This window comes from Streptomyces sp. NPDC001514, assembly GCF_053597075.1.
In genome coordinates this window covers 63,449-78,153 of sequence record NZ_JBSFHO010000029.1, presented here as the reverse complement: position 1 = coordinate 78,153, position 14,705 = coordinate 63,449, and the positions used below count along the sequence as shown (strand labels likewise).

Genomic DNA, 14,705 nt, shown 5'->3' with positions numbered 1-14,705 from the left:
CTGAGCGGACGTCACGAGCGGGCCCGCGCCATGACCGGCGCATGGACCGGGTCGCCTTCGGCAGCCGCGCTTGCGCGGTCGAGCAGGGCTCCGGCTCCCTGCCCCGTACGCACGGACGTGAGGACCACGTCCACACCCGGGTTGACCTGCTGCACATGGCTGCGGAACGCGGCCTCGTCGAAGCCGACGGCATCGGCGATGTCGGTCTTGGTGACGACGACCAGGTGCGCGAGGCCGAAGGCCGTGGGGTACTTCAGCGGCTTGTCCTCGCCCTCGGTCACCGAGGCCAGTACGACCCGGAGCGACTCCCCGAGGTCGTACGAGGCCGGGCAGACGAGGTTGCCGACGTTCTCCACGAACAGCAGCCGGGTGTCCCGGGGCAGCCAGCCGTCGAGATGCCCGGCCAGCATTCCGGCCTCCAGGTGGCACAGCCCGTCGGTGAGCACCTGCTTGACCGGCACGCCGGACCGGGCCAGGCGTTCGGCATCGTTCTCGGTCGCGAGATCGGCCGTCAGCGCCGCGACCCGCACCCCCCGTTCCCGTGCCAGCAGCAGCTCCGCCTCGAGGAGTGCGGTCTTGCCGCTGCCGGGGCTGGAGAGGAGGTTGACCACGGTGGTTCCGCGGGCTGCCAGTTCGGCGCGCAGGGTGTGCGCTGCGGCGTCGTTCTTGGCGAGCACCGCCTGCTGCAGATCCACGACACGGCACATGGTTCAGCTCTCCTCGGGGATCGGTTCGCGATGGGGGCGGAGGTTTGCGTACGCCGGGTCGTCGTCCCACTCCACGGCGGCGATCCGCAGCTCACGGCCCGAGACCAGCTCGGCGGTCGCCGTGCCGCACAGCGGGCAGCACAGCTGCGGAGGCATGCCGACCGCCCAGACGTCCGCGCACGGTTCGCAGCGGGCCCGGCCGGGGACGGACTCCGCGATCAGTTCCGCGCCTTCCAGCACGGTGCCGGCGCAGGCCAGTTCGAAACAGAAGGTGAGGGCGTCCGGGACCACTCCCGCCAGTTCGCCGACCTGGAGTCGTACGGTCCTGACCGCGGGGGTGCCGCCGGAGCGGCGCGCCGCGTCCTCGACCTGGTCGACGACGGCCATCGCGATGGACATCTCGTGCATCGGTCTCCGTCCTGCGCGCCGGACACCCCTCGGCCATTACACGGCCGGGTCAGGGGGCCCGGCGCACCGGCGCGCCGACACCACACGGCTGCGTACGTCATTCGGTGCAGCGACCGGGCGGGCGCGTGTGCACGGCCCCTTGGCGCCTCGTCACATCGCGCGGATGCGCAGATAGCGTTTGATGTCGGGGAGGAGGCGGACGAGAGCCGCGACCGCGGTGGCGGCGGCAGCGCCGCCGATGATGCTGCTCTTCTTCATGATGTGCTCCTTGTAAGGGTCTGCCGTGGGGCTTGGTGGGACACCAGTTCCGTGACCATGCGCACCGCCTCGGGCACGGCGGCGGCCACCTGCGGGCTGAGTCCGATGCCTTCTTCGAGGCAGGCGGGTTCGCAGCCGACGACGAATGTGCGTTGCGGCGGGGTGGCGCCCGTGCCCGCGCACAGGGTGTCCAGCAGGGCCAGGACGGCGTCGGGGGACATCCGGTGACCGTCGAGCGGGACGCTCGCCGTGGGAACGCTGCGGGAGTTCCCGGCCTCGATCACATACAGCGTTCCGGGCTCGCCGCCGCGGGCGCAGGCGTCGACCAGGACGAGCGTGTCGTATCCGTCGAGCAGCTGGTAGGCGAGGTGGACACCGCGGATGCCGATGTCCGCCACCTCGACGTGGCCGGGCAGCTGCTCGTCCGTCAGCCTGCGTACGGTCTCGACGCCGAAGCCGTCGTCGCCGAGGAAGATGTTGCCCACGCCGGCGACGAGCGTGCGGGCGGTGTCCTGTGCGGGGCCGTTCACGCGTCCTCCAGGGGTTCGACCTCGTCGGGCTGGAAGTACAGGAAGCGGCCCTGCTCGCGGCGGATGTCGGCACCGGGGTCGCCTTCGACGGTGACCGCGATGTGCACCCCCCCGTCCACGTCGTGCAGGACGGCCTCGACGAGTGCGCTGCGGCCGTGCAGGAAGACGTCCTGGGCGTCGCTGTGGCGCAGGCCCGGCCGCAGCAGCACCCGGCTGCCGGCGGCGACCGGCCTGCCGCCGATCAGGACGTGATCGTGTGCCGGATCGACGCTCGCGTCGCTCCCCGGGTCCCACCAGGGGGTGTCGGGCCGGACGACGCCGGGGCCGGGGCCGTCGGTTCCGAAGTCGGCGGGCTGCTGCCCTGGTCCGGTGACCTCGCGCATGCTGCGCACCGCGCCGTGCAGGCGCTCCAGGACCTCGGGGGGCATCGAGTCGGCGAGGTCGATCACGGCCGCGGCCCGCGCGTCCGTACCCCTGGCCTCGCGCTTCTCCTCGTCGGTGAGGGCCGCGGTGCGCAGCGCGAGGATCTCGTCGATCTCGGTGGCGTCGTACAGGGCTCCGGGGCTCTCCGGCGCGATGGCCGGATGGTCCTCCAGGATGATCGGGGACGACAGTACGAGGTCGCCCCTGCCGGGTTCGCCCGCGAGGACCGGCCAGGTGTGCAGGTTCCGGCATGCCGCGACGGCGCCCTTCGCCCATTCGGGCGGGTCGGTCATCGAGAGGAACGTCCCGGCGTCCAGGCACAGCAGCAGATGGCTGGCGACGAGCGAGTGCGGCAGTGCCGCGTCGCGGTCGCCGCCCGGCACCGGCATCCAGGGGCTCGTGTTCTCGACGACGGCGGTCAGCCTCAGGGTCCGGTAGGGGCCGTCGAGTTCGGCGGCGCGGAGCCGTACGACTCCGCCGACCTCCTCGCGCCGGCGGACGAGCCGCCCCACGGTCCGCCCGGCCGCGTCCAGCACGGGCTCGGTCTCCTCGTGCGCGGGCCGGATGAAGGGGAACGCCGTCCCGTCCCCGGTCAGCTCGGCCACGGGGACGGTCAGTTCGACACGCTCCTCCACGCCCTCGTCCCAGGGGACCACGACGCGGTCGTCGAGGTGGAGTTCGCGCACGGTCCCGTAGCCGCCGTCCGCGTCCGCCTGCTGGACGGTGCGCCGCTGGGTGTGCAGGAAGCGCACCTCGACGGCAAGGGTCGCGCCGGGCCTGGGCTCCATCAGGCATTCGGTGTGCTGGAACTCGTGCTCCTCCCCGGCGGCGCTCCAGGCGGGCGGTACGAGCACGCCGAACTGCCAGCGCAGCCGGTTCTTGGCCGCCGACGCCCGGTACGGGTACAGCACATAGCCCTCGAAGAGGACGGCGTCGGCGACGTGCCGGGCGTGGGCGAGCCGGGCTTCGGTCTCCGGGGTGAACACGGCTGTGGTCATGGGGCCGTCCTCTCGCCCGCCGCGTCCAGGAGGGCCTCGATCGTCGCCTGCCAGGACGGCAGTGCCCGCCGCGACCGGTAGGCGAGCAGGGCGTCCAGGGTGTCGCCGGGCAGCCGGATCCAGCCGCACCCTGGGAAGTGCTGCTCGACCATCTCCCGCCAGACCTTCACCGGCACCGGGCAGGTGGCCTCCCGGTCCCAGGGCACCGGTTCGACGTGGAACCCGCCGGCTCCGGTGAAGGCGGTGCCGGAGAACAGCATCAGCAGCGGCACGTCGCCGTCGGACAGCGCGTGGAAGTACCGGGTTGCGGCGATGTCCATGTCGTACGTGCAGGGCACGACGAGGTCCGTCTCGGTCTCGCCGGTGAAGCCGGGCACCATGAGGGAGACCTGGGCGAACTGCAGGGGGTGCAGGGTGCTGCCCCAGCGTGAGCGGTCGCCGAACAGGTCGGTGAGCCCGTCGGCCTCGGCGGGCTCGTATCCGCGCCGGGCCGGTTCGATGCGCAGCTGGCAGCGCAGGGCGAGGGCGTGGACCCGCGTCTGCGGGGACGCGGTGATCCGCAGCCGGAAGACGAGGGTGGGGCCCGCGGCATACGGATCGGCGCGCACGCCGGTGCAGCTGAAGGCGAACTCCGACATCGCAGTCGTGGCCGCCGTCATGACGGGCTCCCCTGTGGCTCCCGGGCCTGCTCTCGTACGTGGGCGAAGAAGGCGTCGAGTTCGGCGCGGGCCTCCGCGCCGCCGTCGAAGCCCTGCCAGTGCAGCCGCATCCGGCCGACCAGTTCGTAACAGATGTCGACCGGCACCAGGTAGCACTCGGTGTCTCCGCCGGTGCGGCGCAACAGCAGCGCCTCGACGTCGGGTTCGAGCAGAGCGGCGAGCCGGGTGCCGGCGAGGACGGTCTGCCAGGACGACGGCTCCAGTTCGCTCTCGGTCGCGCCGGCCGGGCTCGGGTAGAGCGCGACCAGCCGGTCGAGTGCGGTGTTGCGGAAGAAGAAGGCGACGCCGACGGGGATCCGCAGCTGTTCCCAGGCGTTGCCGTCGATCCGGTGGCCGGGGTCGGTGAGGTAGCGGCCGGGGACCGCCCGGAAGCGGCCTTTCGACGCGCCCGGGCGGTCCAGCAGGTGGGCACAGGGAGTGCATGCGCAGGCCAGTGCCCGATTCTCGGTGTCCACGAGGTGCCGATGATGCTCGCCGTCGAGGGGGACCCCGCACAGCTCGCACCGCTCCTCGCGGGGCGGCCGGGGTGTCGTGAAGCGGCGCAGGCCCCGGGGGCCGGGGGCTCCCGGCCCGGTACGGAGCGCGCTCACCGCGCCGTGACCGAGGAGCGGCCGGCGGAGTCGTCGGCCCGGGTCGGCGTGTGAGGCGGCCGGGAGGCGATCTGGAGGAGGGCCGGTTCACGCGAGGCGGCGGCCGTCGTGTCCAGCTCCACGGCCGTCACTTCGGGGGCGAAGCGGGCCAGGGCCTCCGCCGCGGCCTGCCGCGCGACCTCCTGGGTGCTGGGGCAGCCGCAGCCCGTGGCGCCTGTGACCCGCAGCCGCAGCACACCGGTCGACTCGTCGTACCCGGCCGACTCGACGGAGTGCTTGACGCTGCGCAGGGCGCGCGCGATGCGGGTGGGGACGTCCTCGGGGTGCAGATCGTGCAGGACCAGCAGGCTCGCGACCAGTTCGTCGCCGAGCAGCCCGGCGAGCGGGTCGCCGCCGGGCCGCGCGACGGCGGGGCGGCCGAGCAGCTCGACGGTTCTGGCCAGCCCGGCGCCGTAGAAGTCCATCAGGACGCGCACCAGTTCCTCGGCCGTCGCGCACGCCTGCTCGTCGCCGTTCGCGGCGAGCCGGTCGAGGATCTCCTCGACGCGCCGGCCCGCCTCCTCCGCGGTCACCGCGCTCATCCGGCCAGGCCGCTCAGTCCGGTGGGCACGTGCATCGACTTCACCGTTCTGCCGTCACCGACGTACATGTGGACGCCGCAGGGCAGACAGGGGTCGAAGCTGCGGACGGTGCGCATGATGTCGATGCCCTTGAAGTTCTCCGGCGGGTTCTCCTCGAAGATCGGCGTGTTCTGCACGGCGTCCTCGTAGGGGCCGGGGGTTCCGTAGGTGTCGCGGGTGCTGGCGTTCCACGGTGTCGGCGGATAGGGGTGGTAGTTGGCGATCTTGCCGTCCCTGATGACCATGTGGTGGGAGAGGACGCCGCGTACGGCCTCGGTGAAGCCGACGCCGATGGACTCGTCCGGCACGTCGAACTTCTCCCAGGTCTGGGTGCGTCCGGCGCGCACCTCGTCCAGGCCCTTCTCGGCGCAGTGCAGGGCGACGGCCGCGGCGTAGGCCTGGAAGTAGGTGCGGGCGCGGTTGCGCTCCAGCGCGTTGCTCCACTGCGGGATCTTCCACTCGAAGGTGGTCTCCGGCTTGGTCAGCGTGCGCGGCAGGTTGATGACGACGCTGTGGCCGGTCGCCTTGACGTACCCGATGTCGACGAGCCCCGACAGCGCGGTGGACCACAGGCGGGCGATGGGGCCGCCGCCGGTGTCCAGCGCCAGGTGCTCCTTGCCGTCGAACCAGCGCGGGGACATCACCCAGCTGTACTTGTCGGCGAAGTCCCGCTTCTGCGGGGCGGGAATGGTGTGCTGGTTCCAGGGGTGGCGGGGGTCAACGGGATTGCCGAGCGGGTCGTGGGTGACGAACTGCTCCTGGCCTTCCCAGTCCTCGTAGTACGAGCTGCCGAGCAGGATCCGGATACCGAGGTTGATCTTGGTGAGGTCGTTGGTGACGAGCTTGCCGTCGACGATGATTCCGGGGGTGACGTACATCCGCCGGCCCCACTCGCTCATGTTGGCGTAGGTGAAGTCGCAGTACTCGGGGTCGTTGAGCGCGCCCCAGCAGCCGAGCAGCACGCGCCGGCGGCCGACCTCCTCGTACCCGGGCAGCGCCTCGTAGAAGAAGTCGAAGAGGTCGTCGTGCAGCGGCACGACACGCTTCATGAACTCCACGTAGCGCATGAGGCGGGTCATGTAATCGGTGAACAGCTGGACGGACGCCACCGTGCCCACACCGCCCGGGTAGAGCGTGGAGGGGTGCACATGGCGGCCCTCCATCAGGCAGAACATCTCCCGGGTGTAGCGGCTGACCTGGAGGGCCTCGCGGTAGAACTCGCCCTCGAGCGGGTTGAGGGAGCGCATGATGTCGGCGATCGTGCGGTAGCCGTGCTCGGCGGCGTGCGGCGCCTCGGTGCGCTCGGCGAGTTCCAGGACGCCCGGGTTGGTCTCGCGGACCATCTTCTCGCAGTAGTCGACCCCGACCAGGTTCTCCTGGAAGATGTTGTGGTCGAACATGTACTCGGCGGACTCGCCGAGGTTGATGATGTACTCGCCGAGGTGCGGCGGCTTCACTCCGTACGCCATGTTCTGCGTGTACACGGAACAGGTGGCGTGGTTGTCGCCGCAGATGCCGCAGATGCGGCTGGTGATGAAGTGCGCGTCGCGCGGGTCCTTGCCCCGCATGAAGACGCTGTAGCCGCGGAAGACCGACGAGGTGCTGTAGCACTCGGCGACCCGCTTCTGCTTGAAGTCGATCTTCGTGTGGATGCCGAGACTGCCCACGATCCGGGTGATCGGATCCCAGGACATCTCCACCAGGCCGTCGCCGGTCGTTTTCGCCTGTGTCGCCATTGTGAGTGTGGTGCCCTTCTTCACGTCTTCAAGCAGGAGGGGGTGGGGTCGGTGGCCTGGGGTCGGTGTCCTGAGGGCGTGTCACCACGGCGGGCGGTAGCCGGTGGTGATCTTCTCGCCCGTGTGGCGCCACTTGGGCTCCTTGTCCACCGTCCTGGCGGTGATCGAGCGGAGTCTGCGGACGAAGGCCCCGTACGCTCCGCTGCCCGTCGTGGACAGCTTCGCGCCGGGCGGCTCGTCCATGAACGGCATGAACTTGTCGGGGAAGCCGGGCATGGTGCAGGCGATGCAGATACCGCCCACGTTCGGGCAGCCGCCGATGCCGTTCATCCAGCCGCGCTTGGGCACGTTGCATTTCACGACGGGGCCCCAGCAGCCGATCTTGACCAGGCACTTGGGCGAGTCGTACGTCTCGGCGAACTGGCCCTGCTCGTAGTAGCCGGCCCGGTCGCAGCCCTCGTGGACGGTGGCACCGAACAGCCAGGCAGGGCGGAGCTTGTCGTCGAGAGGGATCATCGGCGCGGACCCGGCGGCCTGGTAGAGCAAGTAGGTCAGGGTCTCCGCGAAGTTGTCGGGCTGGATCGGACAGCCGGGGACGCACACGATGGGAATGTTCGCCTTGGACTTCCAGTCCCAGCCCAGGTAGTCGGGCACGCCCATGGCACCGGTCGGGTTGCCCTGCATCGCATGGATACCGCCGTACGTGGCGCAGGTGCCGGCCCCCATGACGGCCAGGGCCTTGGGGGCGAGCCGGTCGATCCACTCACTGGTCGTGATGGGCTGGCCGGTCTCCGGGTCGTCGCCGAAGCCGCACCAGTAACCCTCCTGCTTGATGGACTCGTTGGGCACCGAGCCCTCGATGACCAGAACGAACGGGTCGAGCTCGCCGCGCTCCGCCTTGAAGAACCATTCGATGAAGGTGTCGGCGCCGCCCACCGGGCCGCTCTCGAAGTCGATCAGCGGCCAGTGGACCTGGATCTTCGGCAGACCGGGCAGTGCGCCGAGCGCGATCTCCTCGATGCTGGGCTGCATGGCGGCGGTCAGGGCGACCGAGTCGCCGTCGCAGCTCAGTCCCGCGTTGATCCAGAGGATATGGATCGGTTTCTCGTCCGTGGCCGCGGCGCCGGACGAGTCCGCGGCGTCGACCGTGGTCGGCGTTGCTGCATCCATGAGGACGCCTCCTGGGGAGGTATGACGACAAAGTCCCGCGTTCAGGACTTCTCTCTTGCTAACAGGCGCCCTGTCCCCCTGCCACCGCACGATGCTCCGATGCGGTGCCGGGCGGCGGCTCCTTTCGGACGAACGCCCGGCGCAGCGCGTGATAGGGCGCGGTCGGGTCGGCGAAGGTGCGCAGCATGCGGGCGAGCTCCTCCTCCCGGTAGCGGGCCAGCGGTTTGACGGCCTCCCGGCGCTCGCTCTCCGCCTTCTTCGCGGCGATACGGGACTGGGTCGCGGGAAAACGAGCCAGCCGGGCGGCCAGTGCGGTCACCTCGGCGGTGAACTCCTCCGGTCCGCAGTCGACGATCCGGTCCACCAGGCCGGTCCGCAGCGCGGCGGTGGCGGTCATCGGCCGCGCCTCCCGGGTGAGGCGTTGGGCCATCGGTTCGCCCACTCGGCGGGGCAGCGTGTACGTCCAGTACTCGGAGCCGTACAGCCCCATGAGCCGGTAGTGCGGGTTGAGCACCGCGCCCGCCCTGCACCAGACCTCGTCCGCGGCCAGCGCGAGCATGACGCCGCCGGCCGCGGCATTGCCGCCGACGGCGGCGACGACCAGCCGGTCGGTGGTGGTCAGGACGGCCTCCACCAGGTCGTTCATCGCGTTGATGTTGGCCCAGGACTCCGCCGCCGGATCGGCGGCAGCCTCGATCACCTTCAGGTGGATGCCGTTGGAGAAGAAGTCCCGGCCGGCGCCCAGCACCAGCACCGAGGTGGGCCGGGAGCAGGCCACCCGGTAGGCGTCCAGCAGCCGCCGGCAGTGCGAGGTGCTCATCGCGCCGCCGGGGAAGGAGAACGACAGGATCCCGACCTGGCCCTCCTCCCGGTAGCGGATGTCGCTCCAGGTCCGGCGGCGCTCGTCGCGGTGCAGGGGCGCGGGAAGGTCCGGCAGGGACGGCAGCCGGTCCGCCAGGGCCACGGTCGCGGGCAGCGTGAACGTGGCGGGCCCCCCGGGTCGGCGGCGGGGCCGCATTTCGGGGATCCAGACCGCACCGTCCGTCGTCGCGCGGCAGACAGCGCCGGCGCGGGTGGCGAGCAGCGCCCCGGGGCGGCCGCGCAGTCCGTCCTCCGGGTGGCCGCCGTGGAGGAACCACTCGCCGCCCAGCAGCTCGTCCAGCACGCCGGGCTGCGAGTCGGCGGCGCGCAGCGTGCGCAGGACCGTCTCGGTCGAGTCGTCCTCCCAGGAGATGCGCCGCAGCTCCTGGCGGAAGTACGGGCGGGTCCTCACCGCGTGCGGCAGGCTGCTCTGCGGCTGCGGGGTGTACGTACCGGACGCGAAGCGGTCGACGGCCAGCAGCACGGCGGTCAGGGCGGCGTCGGAGACCTCGTTGCGGTACAGGTCGCTCTTGGCGACGGGCGGTACGGGAAAGTTCGCCGTCGCCCACACATCGCCGGCGTCCATCTCCTCGTCGGCCTGCAGGACGGTGACGCCCCAGGTGGCGGCGCCCTCGTGGATGGCCCAGTCCAGCGACGACGGCCCGCGGTCGCCGACGGGCCCCGGATGGACGATGAGACAGGTGTGCACGGTCCACACGTCGCGCGGGACGGCGGCCATCAGCAGAGGCGCCACCACCAGGTCCGGCTCGTGCCGGCGGACGGCGTCCCGTACCGCATCGCCGTGGGGGGTCAGCTCCACGGGGACGCTGTGTCCACGGTCCCGCAGTTCGGCGTGGACTCGCTGGGTGAGGCTGTTGTACGCGCTGGCGACGAGCAGGATGTGCATGGCGGCCTTCCACCGGGTCCGGCGGCTCACGGCCGGAGACGGGTCCGGCCGCCTGCGATCGTGGACGCCGCCGGGCCCGAGTGTGCCGCTGCCGGGCCGCAGTGTCACTCGAAAGCGGTTGACACGGCCGACCGATCGGCCGCGGCCGTGTCGGCCGGGCGTGCTCAGAACGCGGCGTACCGCTCGGGCATCGGAAGCTCCACGCCGTCCAGCTCCACCGTGCAACCGGGTTTGACGCGCACCAGGTGCGGCTGGTGCACCCGCACCAGGAAGCTGCGGACGGGGTCGTCCGGCAGTTCGCCGGTCAGTACCGTCGTTCCCGTACCGTGCTCACGCCGGTACGCGATCACTTTGCCGTCGACGAGAAGCTCGATGCCGCCGGTCCTGCCGGGGCCCACGTTCACCGTGATCGAGTGGCTTCCCCGGTCGAGGTGGAAGTGGTGGTTGCGCGACATGGCACACCTCCGCAGTGCCGCCCGTACCTCAGCCTAGATCCGCACCTCGGTGCGCCGCAGGGTGGCCAAGGCGGCGCGGATCACGGTGGGTGGTCCGCCGGCTGCACCACACCACGGTCCCGGCCGGGATCCGGGCGCCGCCCGGCGTGGCGCCTCAGGCGCGACGGCGCGGATGAGCCGAACGGGTGGATACGACCGCAGGGACCCTTGACGATCTGCGGGGTCCACGGCAACCGGTTCCTCGGAGGCGAACGTCGTCCATGCCCTCATGGGTGCGCCGCCCGCGGCTGGGCCGCCCGCGCGCGGGGCGCGCTGCGCACGTCAGCGGTGCTCGGGGTTCGGGAAGTCGAAGCGGCAGCCCGCGTCCCACTCAGAGCGCTGGTTGCCGTGGGCGGGGATGCCGCCCGCGCGCTTGAGCATGGCGGCGACGTGCAGCAGGTTCCAGGTCATGAAGGTGGTGTTGCGGTTGGTGAAGTCGTTCTCCGGCCCGCCGGACCCGGGGTCGAGGTACGAGGGTCCGGGCCCCGCCTCCCCGATCCAGCCCGCGTCGGCCTGCGGCGGGACGGTGTAGCCGAGGTGCTGGAGGCTGTAGAGGACGTTCATCGCGCAGTGCTTCACGCCGTCCTCGTTGCCGGTGATCAGGCACCCGCCGACGCGCCCGTAGTACGCGTACTGTCCACGGTCGTTGAGCAGCGAGGAGCACGCGTACAGGCGCTCGATGACCTGCTTCATCACCGAGCTGTTGTCGCCGAGCCAGATCGGTCCGGCCAGCACCAGGATGTCGGCCGCCATGACCCGCTCGTACAGCGCCGGCCACTCGTCGGTCTCCCACCCGTGCTCGGTCATGTCCGGCCACACGCCGGTCGCGATGTCGTGGTCGACGGCCCGTACGAGCTCGGTGGCGACGCCGTTGTCCTCCATGACGGAGCGGCTCCTGTCGATCAGCCCCTCGGTGTTGCTGATCTCGGGCGACCGTTTGAGCGTGCAGTTGACGAACATCGCGCGCAGGCCGTCGTAGCGCGGGGAATCGGGGCTGGGAGAGTCAGGGGATGCCATCGGAGCCTCCGGGGACGCGACCGGTCGTCGCCGGGGAGCGTAGTGCCGGTGTGACGGAGAGTGTGGGACGACCGCGCCCGCCGTGACGCTCAGTGCTCCAGAAGTGTCCGCTCCAGGTCGCGGAGGTCCTTGGCGATCGAGGAGCGGACCTTGCGAGCCATGAGCGGTGCCGCCAGGCGGTAGGGGCCACCGGGGCCGCCCCGGACGCGGATCCGTGCGAGGGTGCCCCGGGAATCCGGGGTGAACGTGTAGGTGACGTGCATCGGCATCGGGCCGGCCACGGACACCATGTCCAGCAGTTCCGGAGGGTCGTACGCGGCCACGCGAAGCACGTAGTCGATGCGCCTGCCGAGGAAGTACGCGGTACGCGTCACCTCGGCGCCGACCCCGAAGCCGGTGCCGTCGTCGGCTGCGCGCGTCAGCTCCGCCGTACGGATGCCCTGGGTCCACTCGTGGTCGTGCCGCCAGTCCATGGCATAGGCGGCCACGCGGTCGGTGGGCAGGGGAATGAGGCGCTCCGCCGCCTCGTCGATCGTCACGCCTTCAGGATCCCTTCCTGCGGCGCCGGGTGCAGCCCGCGCGGCTCGCCCCGATCGCGCCGCGGCCGTACCCGGACGACACTGGTCCGCGTGACGCCCCGCCGGGCGCTCACACACGTCAGAAAGACGAAGGACAAAGGACGAAGGACGGTACCCATGTCCACGGACACCCCTTCCGGTCCCCTTCGGGTGCTTCTCATCGGCGCCTCGCTGCGGGCCGGATCCACCAACGCCCGCCTCGCCTCCCTCGTCGCCCGCCTGGTCTCCGACACCGGTGCCACGGCCGACCTCGCCGCCATGCGCGACTTCCAGATGCCGCTGTACGACGGCGACGCGGAGGCCGCCGAGGGGCTGCCGAGCGGCGCCCTCGCCCTGCGCGACCGGCTGGAGCGGTGCGACGCCTTTGTGATCTCGAGCCCGGAGTACAACGCTTCCGTGCCCGGAGTGCTGAAGAACGCGATCGACTGGGTCTCCCGCGTCCAGCCGCAGCCGTTCAAGAGCAAGCACGCGATGCTCGTCTCCGCATCGCCGTCGATGGTGGGCGGCAACCGCGGCCTGTGGGCACTGAGAGTGCCTCTGGAGCACCTCGGCACCCGGGTCTACCCGGACATGTTCAGCCTCGCCAAGGCCCACCAGGGCTTCACCTCCGACGGGTTGCTCGCCGACTCCGGGCTGCAGCAGCGTCTCGCCGAGACGGTCGAGGCCTTCCTCCGCCTGGTGGAAGCCGATGTGCGCTACGTCTGTCTGCAGCGCCGGTGGTACGAGTTCCTCGGGGACCGCACCGAGGCGCCCGTCACCCAGCGGGCGGAGGACTGAGCTTGGTGCCTGCCTGACCCGCCATGTCACGTGGGCCAGGGCCAGGGGCAGCCGTCGGTGGCCGGTGGTACCTGTAGCGCGTGGGCCGGATCCGCGGCGCCGGGAACCGGATGTGGCGGAAATGTGTCTGTCGTGGGGACAGCATCCGAGGCCCGCGCCAGCCGTGCGGGCCCGGCCGCCGAGGGGGGCGGGAATGAACGCTTGGTCGGTCCCCGGGTACACGGAGACCAGGGAACTCGGTGCGGGCGGCAGCGGCCGTGTCGTCCTCGCCGTCCACGACGCGACGGGCATCCCGGTCGCCGTCAAGTACCTCAGCGAGCGGATGCGCCGGGACGAGACCTTCGTACGGGAGTTCCGGTCGGAGGCGCGGCTGCTCGGCGGGCTCGACACACCGCATGTGGTGCGGCTCTACGAGTACGTCGAGGCGCCCGACGGGGCGGCCATCGTGATGGAACTGGTCGACGGCATCGCCCTTCGCGCGCTGCTGTCGCGCGAGGGACGTACGGGGCCGGAGCCGGCGCTCGTGGTCCTCAAGGGCTCGCTGCTGGGGCTCGCCGCTGCGCACCGCGCGGGAGTGGTGCACCGGGACTACAAGCCGGAGAACGTGCTGGTGGCGGCGGACGGTTCGTCCAAGCTGGCCGACTTCGGTATCGCTGTGGGCCGCGGCACGACACCCGGCGTGGCGGGCACTCCCGCGTACATGGCGCCGGAGCAGTGGAGCGGCGAGCCTGCTTCGCCCGCGGCCGATGTCTACGCGGCGACGGCGACGTTCTTCGAGTGCGTCACGGGCCGGAAGCCGTACACCGGTGAGAACTTCGCCGAGCTGGCGCTGCAGCACACCACCGCCCCCGTACCGGAGGACGACGTACCGGAGCCGGTGCGTCCGCTGGTCCGGCGCGGTCTCGCGAAGAGCCCGCAGGAGCGGCCGGCGAACGCCGAGGCGTTCGTGGCGGAGCTCGAGGCGGTCGCACTGGCGGCCTACGGGCCGGACTGGGAGGAGCGCGGGCAGCGGAAACTCGCCGCGCTCGCCGCGCTGTTGCCGCTGCTGTTCCCGTCGGCCGGTGCACCGCCCGCTTCGACCGCCGCACTGGCCACGACCTCGCTGGGGCGTGGCCACCGGCTCGGTGGCCTGTGGCCCGGCCGGCAGGGGCTGTTCGCCGGGGCGCTCGCGCTGGTGCTGGGTCTGGTCGTGGTCCTGACGGCACGGGCCGCCGACGAGGGGCCGGGACGGACGACGGCGCAGGCAGTCGCCACGACCAGCGCCCTGCCGGAGCCGGGCGAACCGACCGGCGCGCCACCCTCCTCACCGTCGGCAAGCCCCACGGTGACCGACTCCCCCTCTCCGTCGGAGAGCGCTCCGGGACCGACGCCGTCGCCCTCGTCCGACTCTCCCGGCGGACCGTCGGCGCCGCCGGTCACGGCCTCGGTCCCCCCGGTGACCACCGAGCCATCGGTCACGTCCGACCCACCGGTCACCTCGGAGCCGCCGGCGGTGACCGTCACCTCCGTCTCCGTCACCTCGCTGCGGCAGACGGGCCCGGCGACCGCGAGCGCGACCGTGGAGATCGTGACCGACGGGACCGCCCCGGTGACCCTCAGCCTGAACTGGGCCACCAGCGACGCGAAGGGCGTCGCCGGCACACCGGACGGGTCCAGTACGTTCGAGCGCAGCGGCGCCACGCGGTACACGCTCACCGTCGAGCACACCTTCCAGGGCAGCGGCTGTTACTGGAGCGTCCGGGCCGGGACGTCACCGGCCGCGGCGAACGGCGGTTCCGAGCAGCAGATCCTGATCAGGCGGTGCACCATCACATGAACGACCCGCGGATCCCCTCGGCGCCCGGTCCGGGGCAGGTAACTGGAGCGGCTCCGGCTCCGGCTCCGGCTCCGGCTCCGGCTCCGGCTCCGGGTG

The 14,705-nt window shown here is 71.6% G+C and carries 16 protein-coding genes; 2 read left to right on the top strand and 14 right to left on the bottom strand.

Translation table 11 applies throughout. The annotated features are described in order from the left end of the window. Positions 1 to 11: 11 nt before the first annotated feature. The 14 genes from hypB to ACWCXB_RS26525 all read right to left on the bottom strand — a co-directional run bounded on the left by hypB (position 12) and on the right by ACWCXB_RS26525 (position 11,977). Entirely contained in the window at positions 12 to 707 is a 696-nt protein-coding gene (hypB, locus tag ACWCXB_RS26590) for a hydrogenase nickel incorporation protein HypB (protein ID WP_450726169.1), read from the bottom strand. Between the two features lie 3 nt (positions 708 to 710). Further along, on the bottom strand, positions 711 to 1,115 hold the full coding sequence (locus ACWCXB_RS26585) for a hydrogenase maturation nickel metallochaperone HypA/HybF (RefSeq protein WP_450726167.1): 405 nt from the start codon (positions 1,113 to 1,115) through the stop codon (positions 711 to 713). Between the two features lie 150 nt (positions 1,116 to 1,265). Further along, on the bottom strand, positions 1,266 to 1,373 hold the full coding sequence (locus ACWCXB_RS26580) for a DUF6893 family small protein (RefSeq protein ID WP_450726165.1): 108 nt from the start codon (positions 1,371 to 1,373) through the stop codon (positions 1,266 to 1,268). Continuing rightward, positions 1,370 to 1,903: a hydrogenase maturation protease gene (locus ACWCXB_RS26575; RefSeq protein ID WP_450726163.1), complete on the bottom strand. Its 534-nt coding sequence runs from the start codon at positions 1,901 to 1,903 to the stop codon at positions 1,370 to 1,372. The genes ACWCXB_RS26580 and ACWCXB_RS26575 overlap by 4 nt, the downstream gene beginning before the upstream one ends. Further along, positions 1,900 to 3,324 carry a hypothetical protein gene (locus ACWCXB_RS26570; RefSeq protein WP_450726161.1) on the bottom strand — a complete coding sequence of 475 codons (1,425 nt, stop codon included), beginning with the start codon at positions 3,322 to 3,324 and terminating at the stop codon, positions 1,900 to 1,902. Before ACWCXB_RS26570 ends, ACWCXB_RS26575 begins: the two co-directional genes overlap by 4 nt. Continuing rightward, positions 3,321 to 3,962 (bottom strand): DUF6084 family protein, encoded by a 642-nt coding sequence (locus ACWCXB_RS26565; protein WP_450726230.1) that lies wholly within the window; start codon positions 3,960 to 3,962, stop codon positions 3,321 to 3,323. Before ACWCXB_RS26565 ends, ACWCXB_RS26570 begins: the two co-directional genes overlap by 4 nt. A 17-nt stretch (positions 3,963 to 3,979) precedes the next feature. After that, positions 3,980 to 4,633 (bottom strand): DUF5947 family protein, encoded by a 654-nt coding sequence (locus ACWCXB_RS26560; RefSeq protein ID WP_450726159.1) that lies wholly within the window; start codon positions 4,631 to 4,633, stop codon positions 3,980 to 3,982. Further along, positions 4,630 to 5,214 (bottom strand): hypothetical protein, encoded by a 585-nt coding sequence (locus ACWCXB_RS26555; RefSeq protein WP_450726158.1) that lies wholly within the window; start codon positions 5,212 to 5,214, stop codon positions 4,630 to 4,632. The genes ACWCXB_RS26560 and ACWCXB_RS26555 overlap by 4 nt, the downstream gene beginning before the upstream one ends. Further along, positions 5,211 to 6,989 carry a nickel-dependent hydrogenase large subunit gene (locus tag ACWCXB_RS26550; protein ID WP_450726156.1) on the bottom strand — a complete coding sequence of 593 codons (1,779 nt, stop codon included), beginning with the start codon at positions 6,987 to 6,989 and terminating at the stop codon, positions 5,211 to 5,213. The genes ACWCXB_RS26555 and ACWCXB_RS26550 overlap by 4 nt, the downstream gene beginning before the upstream one ends. A gap of 81 nt (positions 6,990 to 7,070) precedes the next feature. Beyond that, entirely contained in the window at positions 7,071 to 8,159 is a 1,089-nt protein-coding gene (locus ACWCXB_RS26545; RefSeq protein ID WP_450726155.1) for an NADH-quinone oxidoreductase subunit B family protein, read from the bottom strand. A 58-nt stretch (positions 8,160 to 8,217) separates the two neighbouring features. Beyond that, entirely contained in the window at positions 8,218 to 9,927 is a 1,710-nt protein-coding gene (locus ACWCXB_RS26540) for an enoyl-CoA hydratase-related protein (RefSeq protein WP_450726153.1), read from the bottom strand. 164 nt (positions 9,928 to 10,091) lie between these two features. Next, the gene (locus ACWCXB_RS26535) at positions 10,092 to 10,382 is read right to left on the bottom strand and encodes a hypothetical protein (RefSeq protein WP_450726151.1); all 291 of its coding nucleotides are present in this window, start codon (positions 10,380 to 10,382) and stop codon (positions 10,092 to 10,094) included. A 321-nt stretch (positions 10,383 to 10,703) separates the two neighbouring features. Continuing rightward, positions 10,704 to 11,438, bottom strand: coding sequence for a flavodoxin family protein (locus ACWCXB_RS26530; protein WP_450726150.1), 735 nt, complete (start codon positions 11,436 to 11,438; stop codon positions 10,704 to 10,706). An 89-nt stretch (positions 11,439 to 11,527) separates the two neighbouring features. Next, positions 11,528 to 11,977 carry an SRPBCC family protein gene (locus ACWCXB_RS26525; RefSeq protein ID WP_450726148.1) on the bottom strand — a complete coding sequence of 150 codons (450 nt, stop codon included), beginning with the start codon at positions 11,975 to 11,977 and terminating at the stop codon, positions 11,528 to 11,530. 156 nt (positions 11,978 to 12,133) lie between these two features. Here ACWCXB_RS26525 and ACWCXB_RS26520 point away from each other — a divergent pair, with 156 nt between their 5' ends. Together ACWCXB_RS26520 and ACWCXB_RS26515 are read left to right on the top strand one after the other, a co-directional pair. Beyond that, the gene (locus ACWCXB_RS26520) at positions 12,134 to 12,793 is read left to right on the top strand and encodes an NADPH-dependent FMN reductase (RefSeq protein ID WP_450726146.1); all 660 of its coding nucleotides are present in this window, start codon (positions 12,134 to 12,136) and stop codon (positions 12,791 to 12,793) included. A 193-nt stretch (positions 12,794 to 12,986) separates the two neighbouring features. Further along, on the top strand, positions 12,987 to 14,609 hold the full coding sequence (locus ACWCXB_RS26515; protein WP_450726144.1) for a serine/threonine-protein kinase: 1,623 nt from the start codon (positions 12,987 to 12,989) through the stop codon (positions 14,607 to 14,609). Positions 14,610 to 14,705: the final 96 nt, after the last annotated feature.

Coding starts and splice junctions, on each gene's coding strand:
- ACWCXB_RS26545 (WP_450726155.1), bottom strand. CDS start 8,159: ATGGATGCAGCAACGCCGACCACGGTCGACGCCGCGGACTCGTCCGGC.
- ACWCXB_RS26555 (WP_450726158.1), bottom strand. CDS start 5,214: ATGAGCGCGGTGACCGCGGAGGAGGCGGGCCGGCGCGTCGAGGAGATC.
- ACWCXB_RS26520 (WP_450726146.1), top strand. CDS start 12,134: ATGTCCACGGACACCCCTTCCGGTCCCCTTCGGGTGCTTCTCATCGGC.
- ACWCXB_RS26570 (WP_450726161.1), bottom strand. CDS start 3,324: ATGACCACAGCCGTGTTCACCCCGGAGACCGAAGCCCGGCTCGCCCAC.
- ACWCXB_RS26565 (WP_450726230.1), bottom strand. CDS start 3,962: ATGTCGGAGTTCGCCTTCAGCTGCACCGGCGTGCGCGCCGATCCGTAT.
- ACWCXB_RS26550 (WP_450726156.1), bottom strand. CDS start 6,989: ATGGCGACACAGGCGAAAACGACCGGCGACGGCCTGGTGGAGATGTCC.
- ACWCXB_RS26580 (WP_450726165.1), bottom strand. CDS start 1,373: ATGAAGAAGAGCAGCATCATCGGCGGCGCTGCCGCCGCCACCGCGGTC.
- ACWCXB_RS26540 (WP_450726153.1), bottom strand. CDS start 9,927: ATGCACATCCTGCTCGTCGCCAGCGCGTACAACAGCCTCACCCAGCGA.
- ACWCXB_RS26530 (WP_450726150.1), bottom strand. CDS start 11,438: ATGGCATCCCCTGACTCTCCCAGCCCCGATTCCCCGCGCTACGACGGC.
- ACWCXB_RS26535 (WP_450726151.1), bottom strand. CDS start 10,382: ATGTCGCGCAACCACCACTTCCACCTCGACCGGGGAAGCCACTCGATC.
- ACWCXB_RS26585 (WP_450726167.1), bottom strand. CDS start 1,115: ATGCACGAGATGTCCATCGCGATGGCCGTCGTCGACCAGGTCGAGGAC.
- ACWCXB_RS26515 (WP_450726144.1), top strand. CDS start 12,987: ATGAACGCTTGGTCGGTCCCCGGGTACACGGAGACCAGGGAACTCGGT.
- hypB (WP_450726169.1), bottom strand. CDS start 707: ATGTGCCGTGTCGTGGATCTGCAGCAGGCGGTGCTCGCCAAGAACGAC.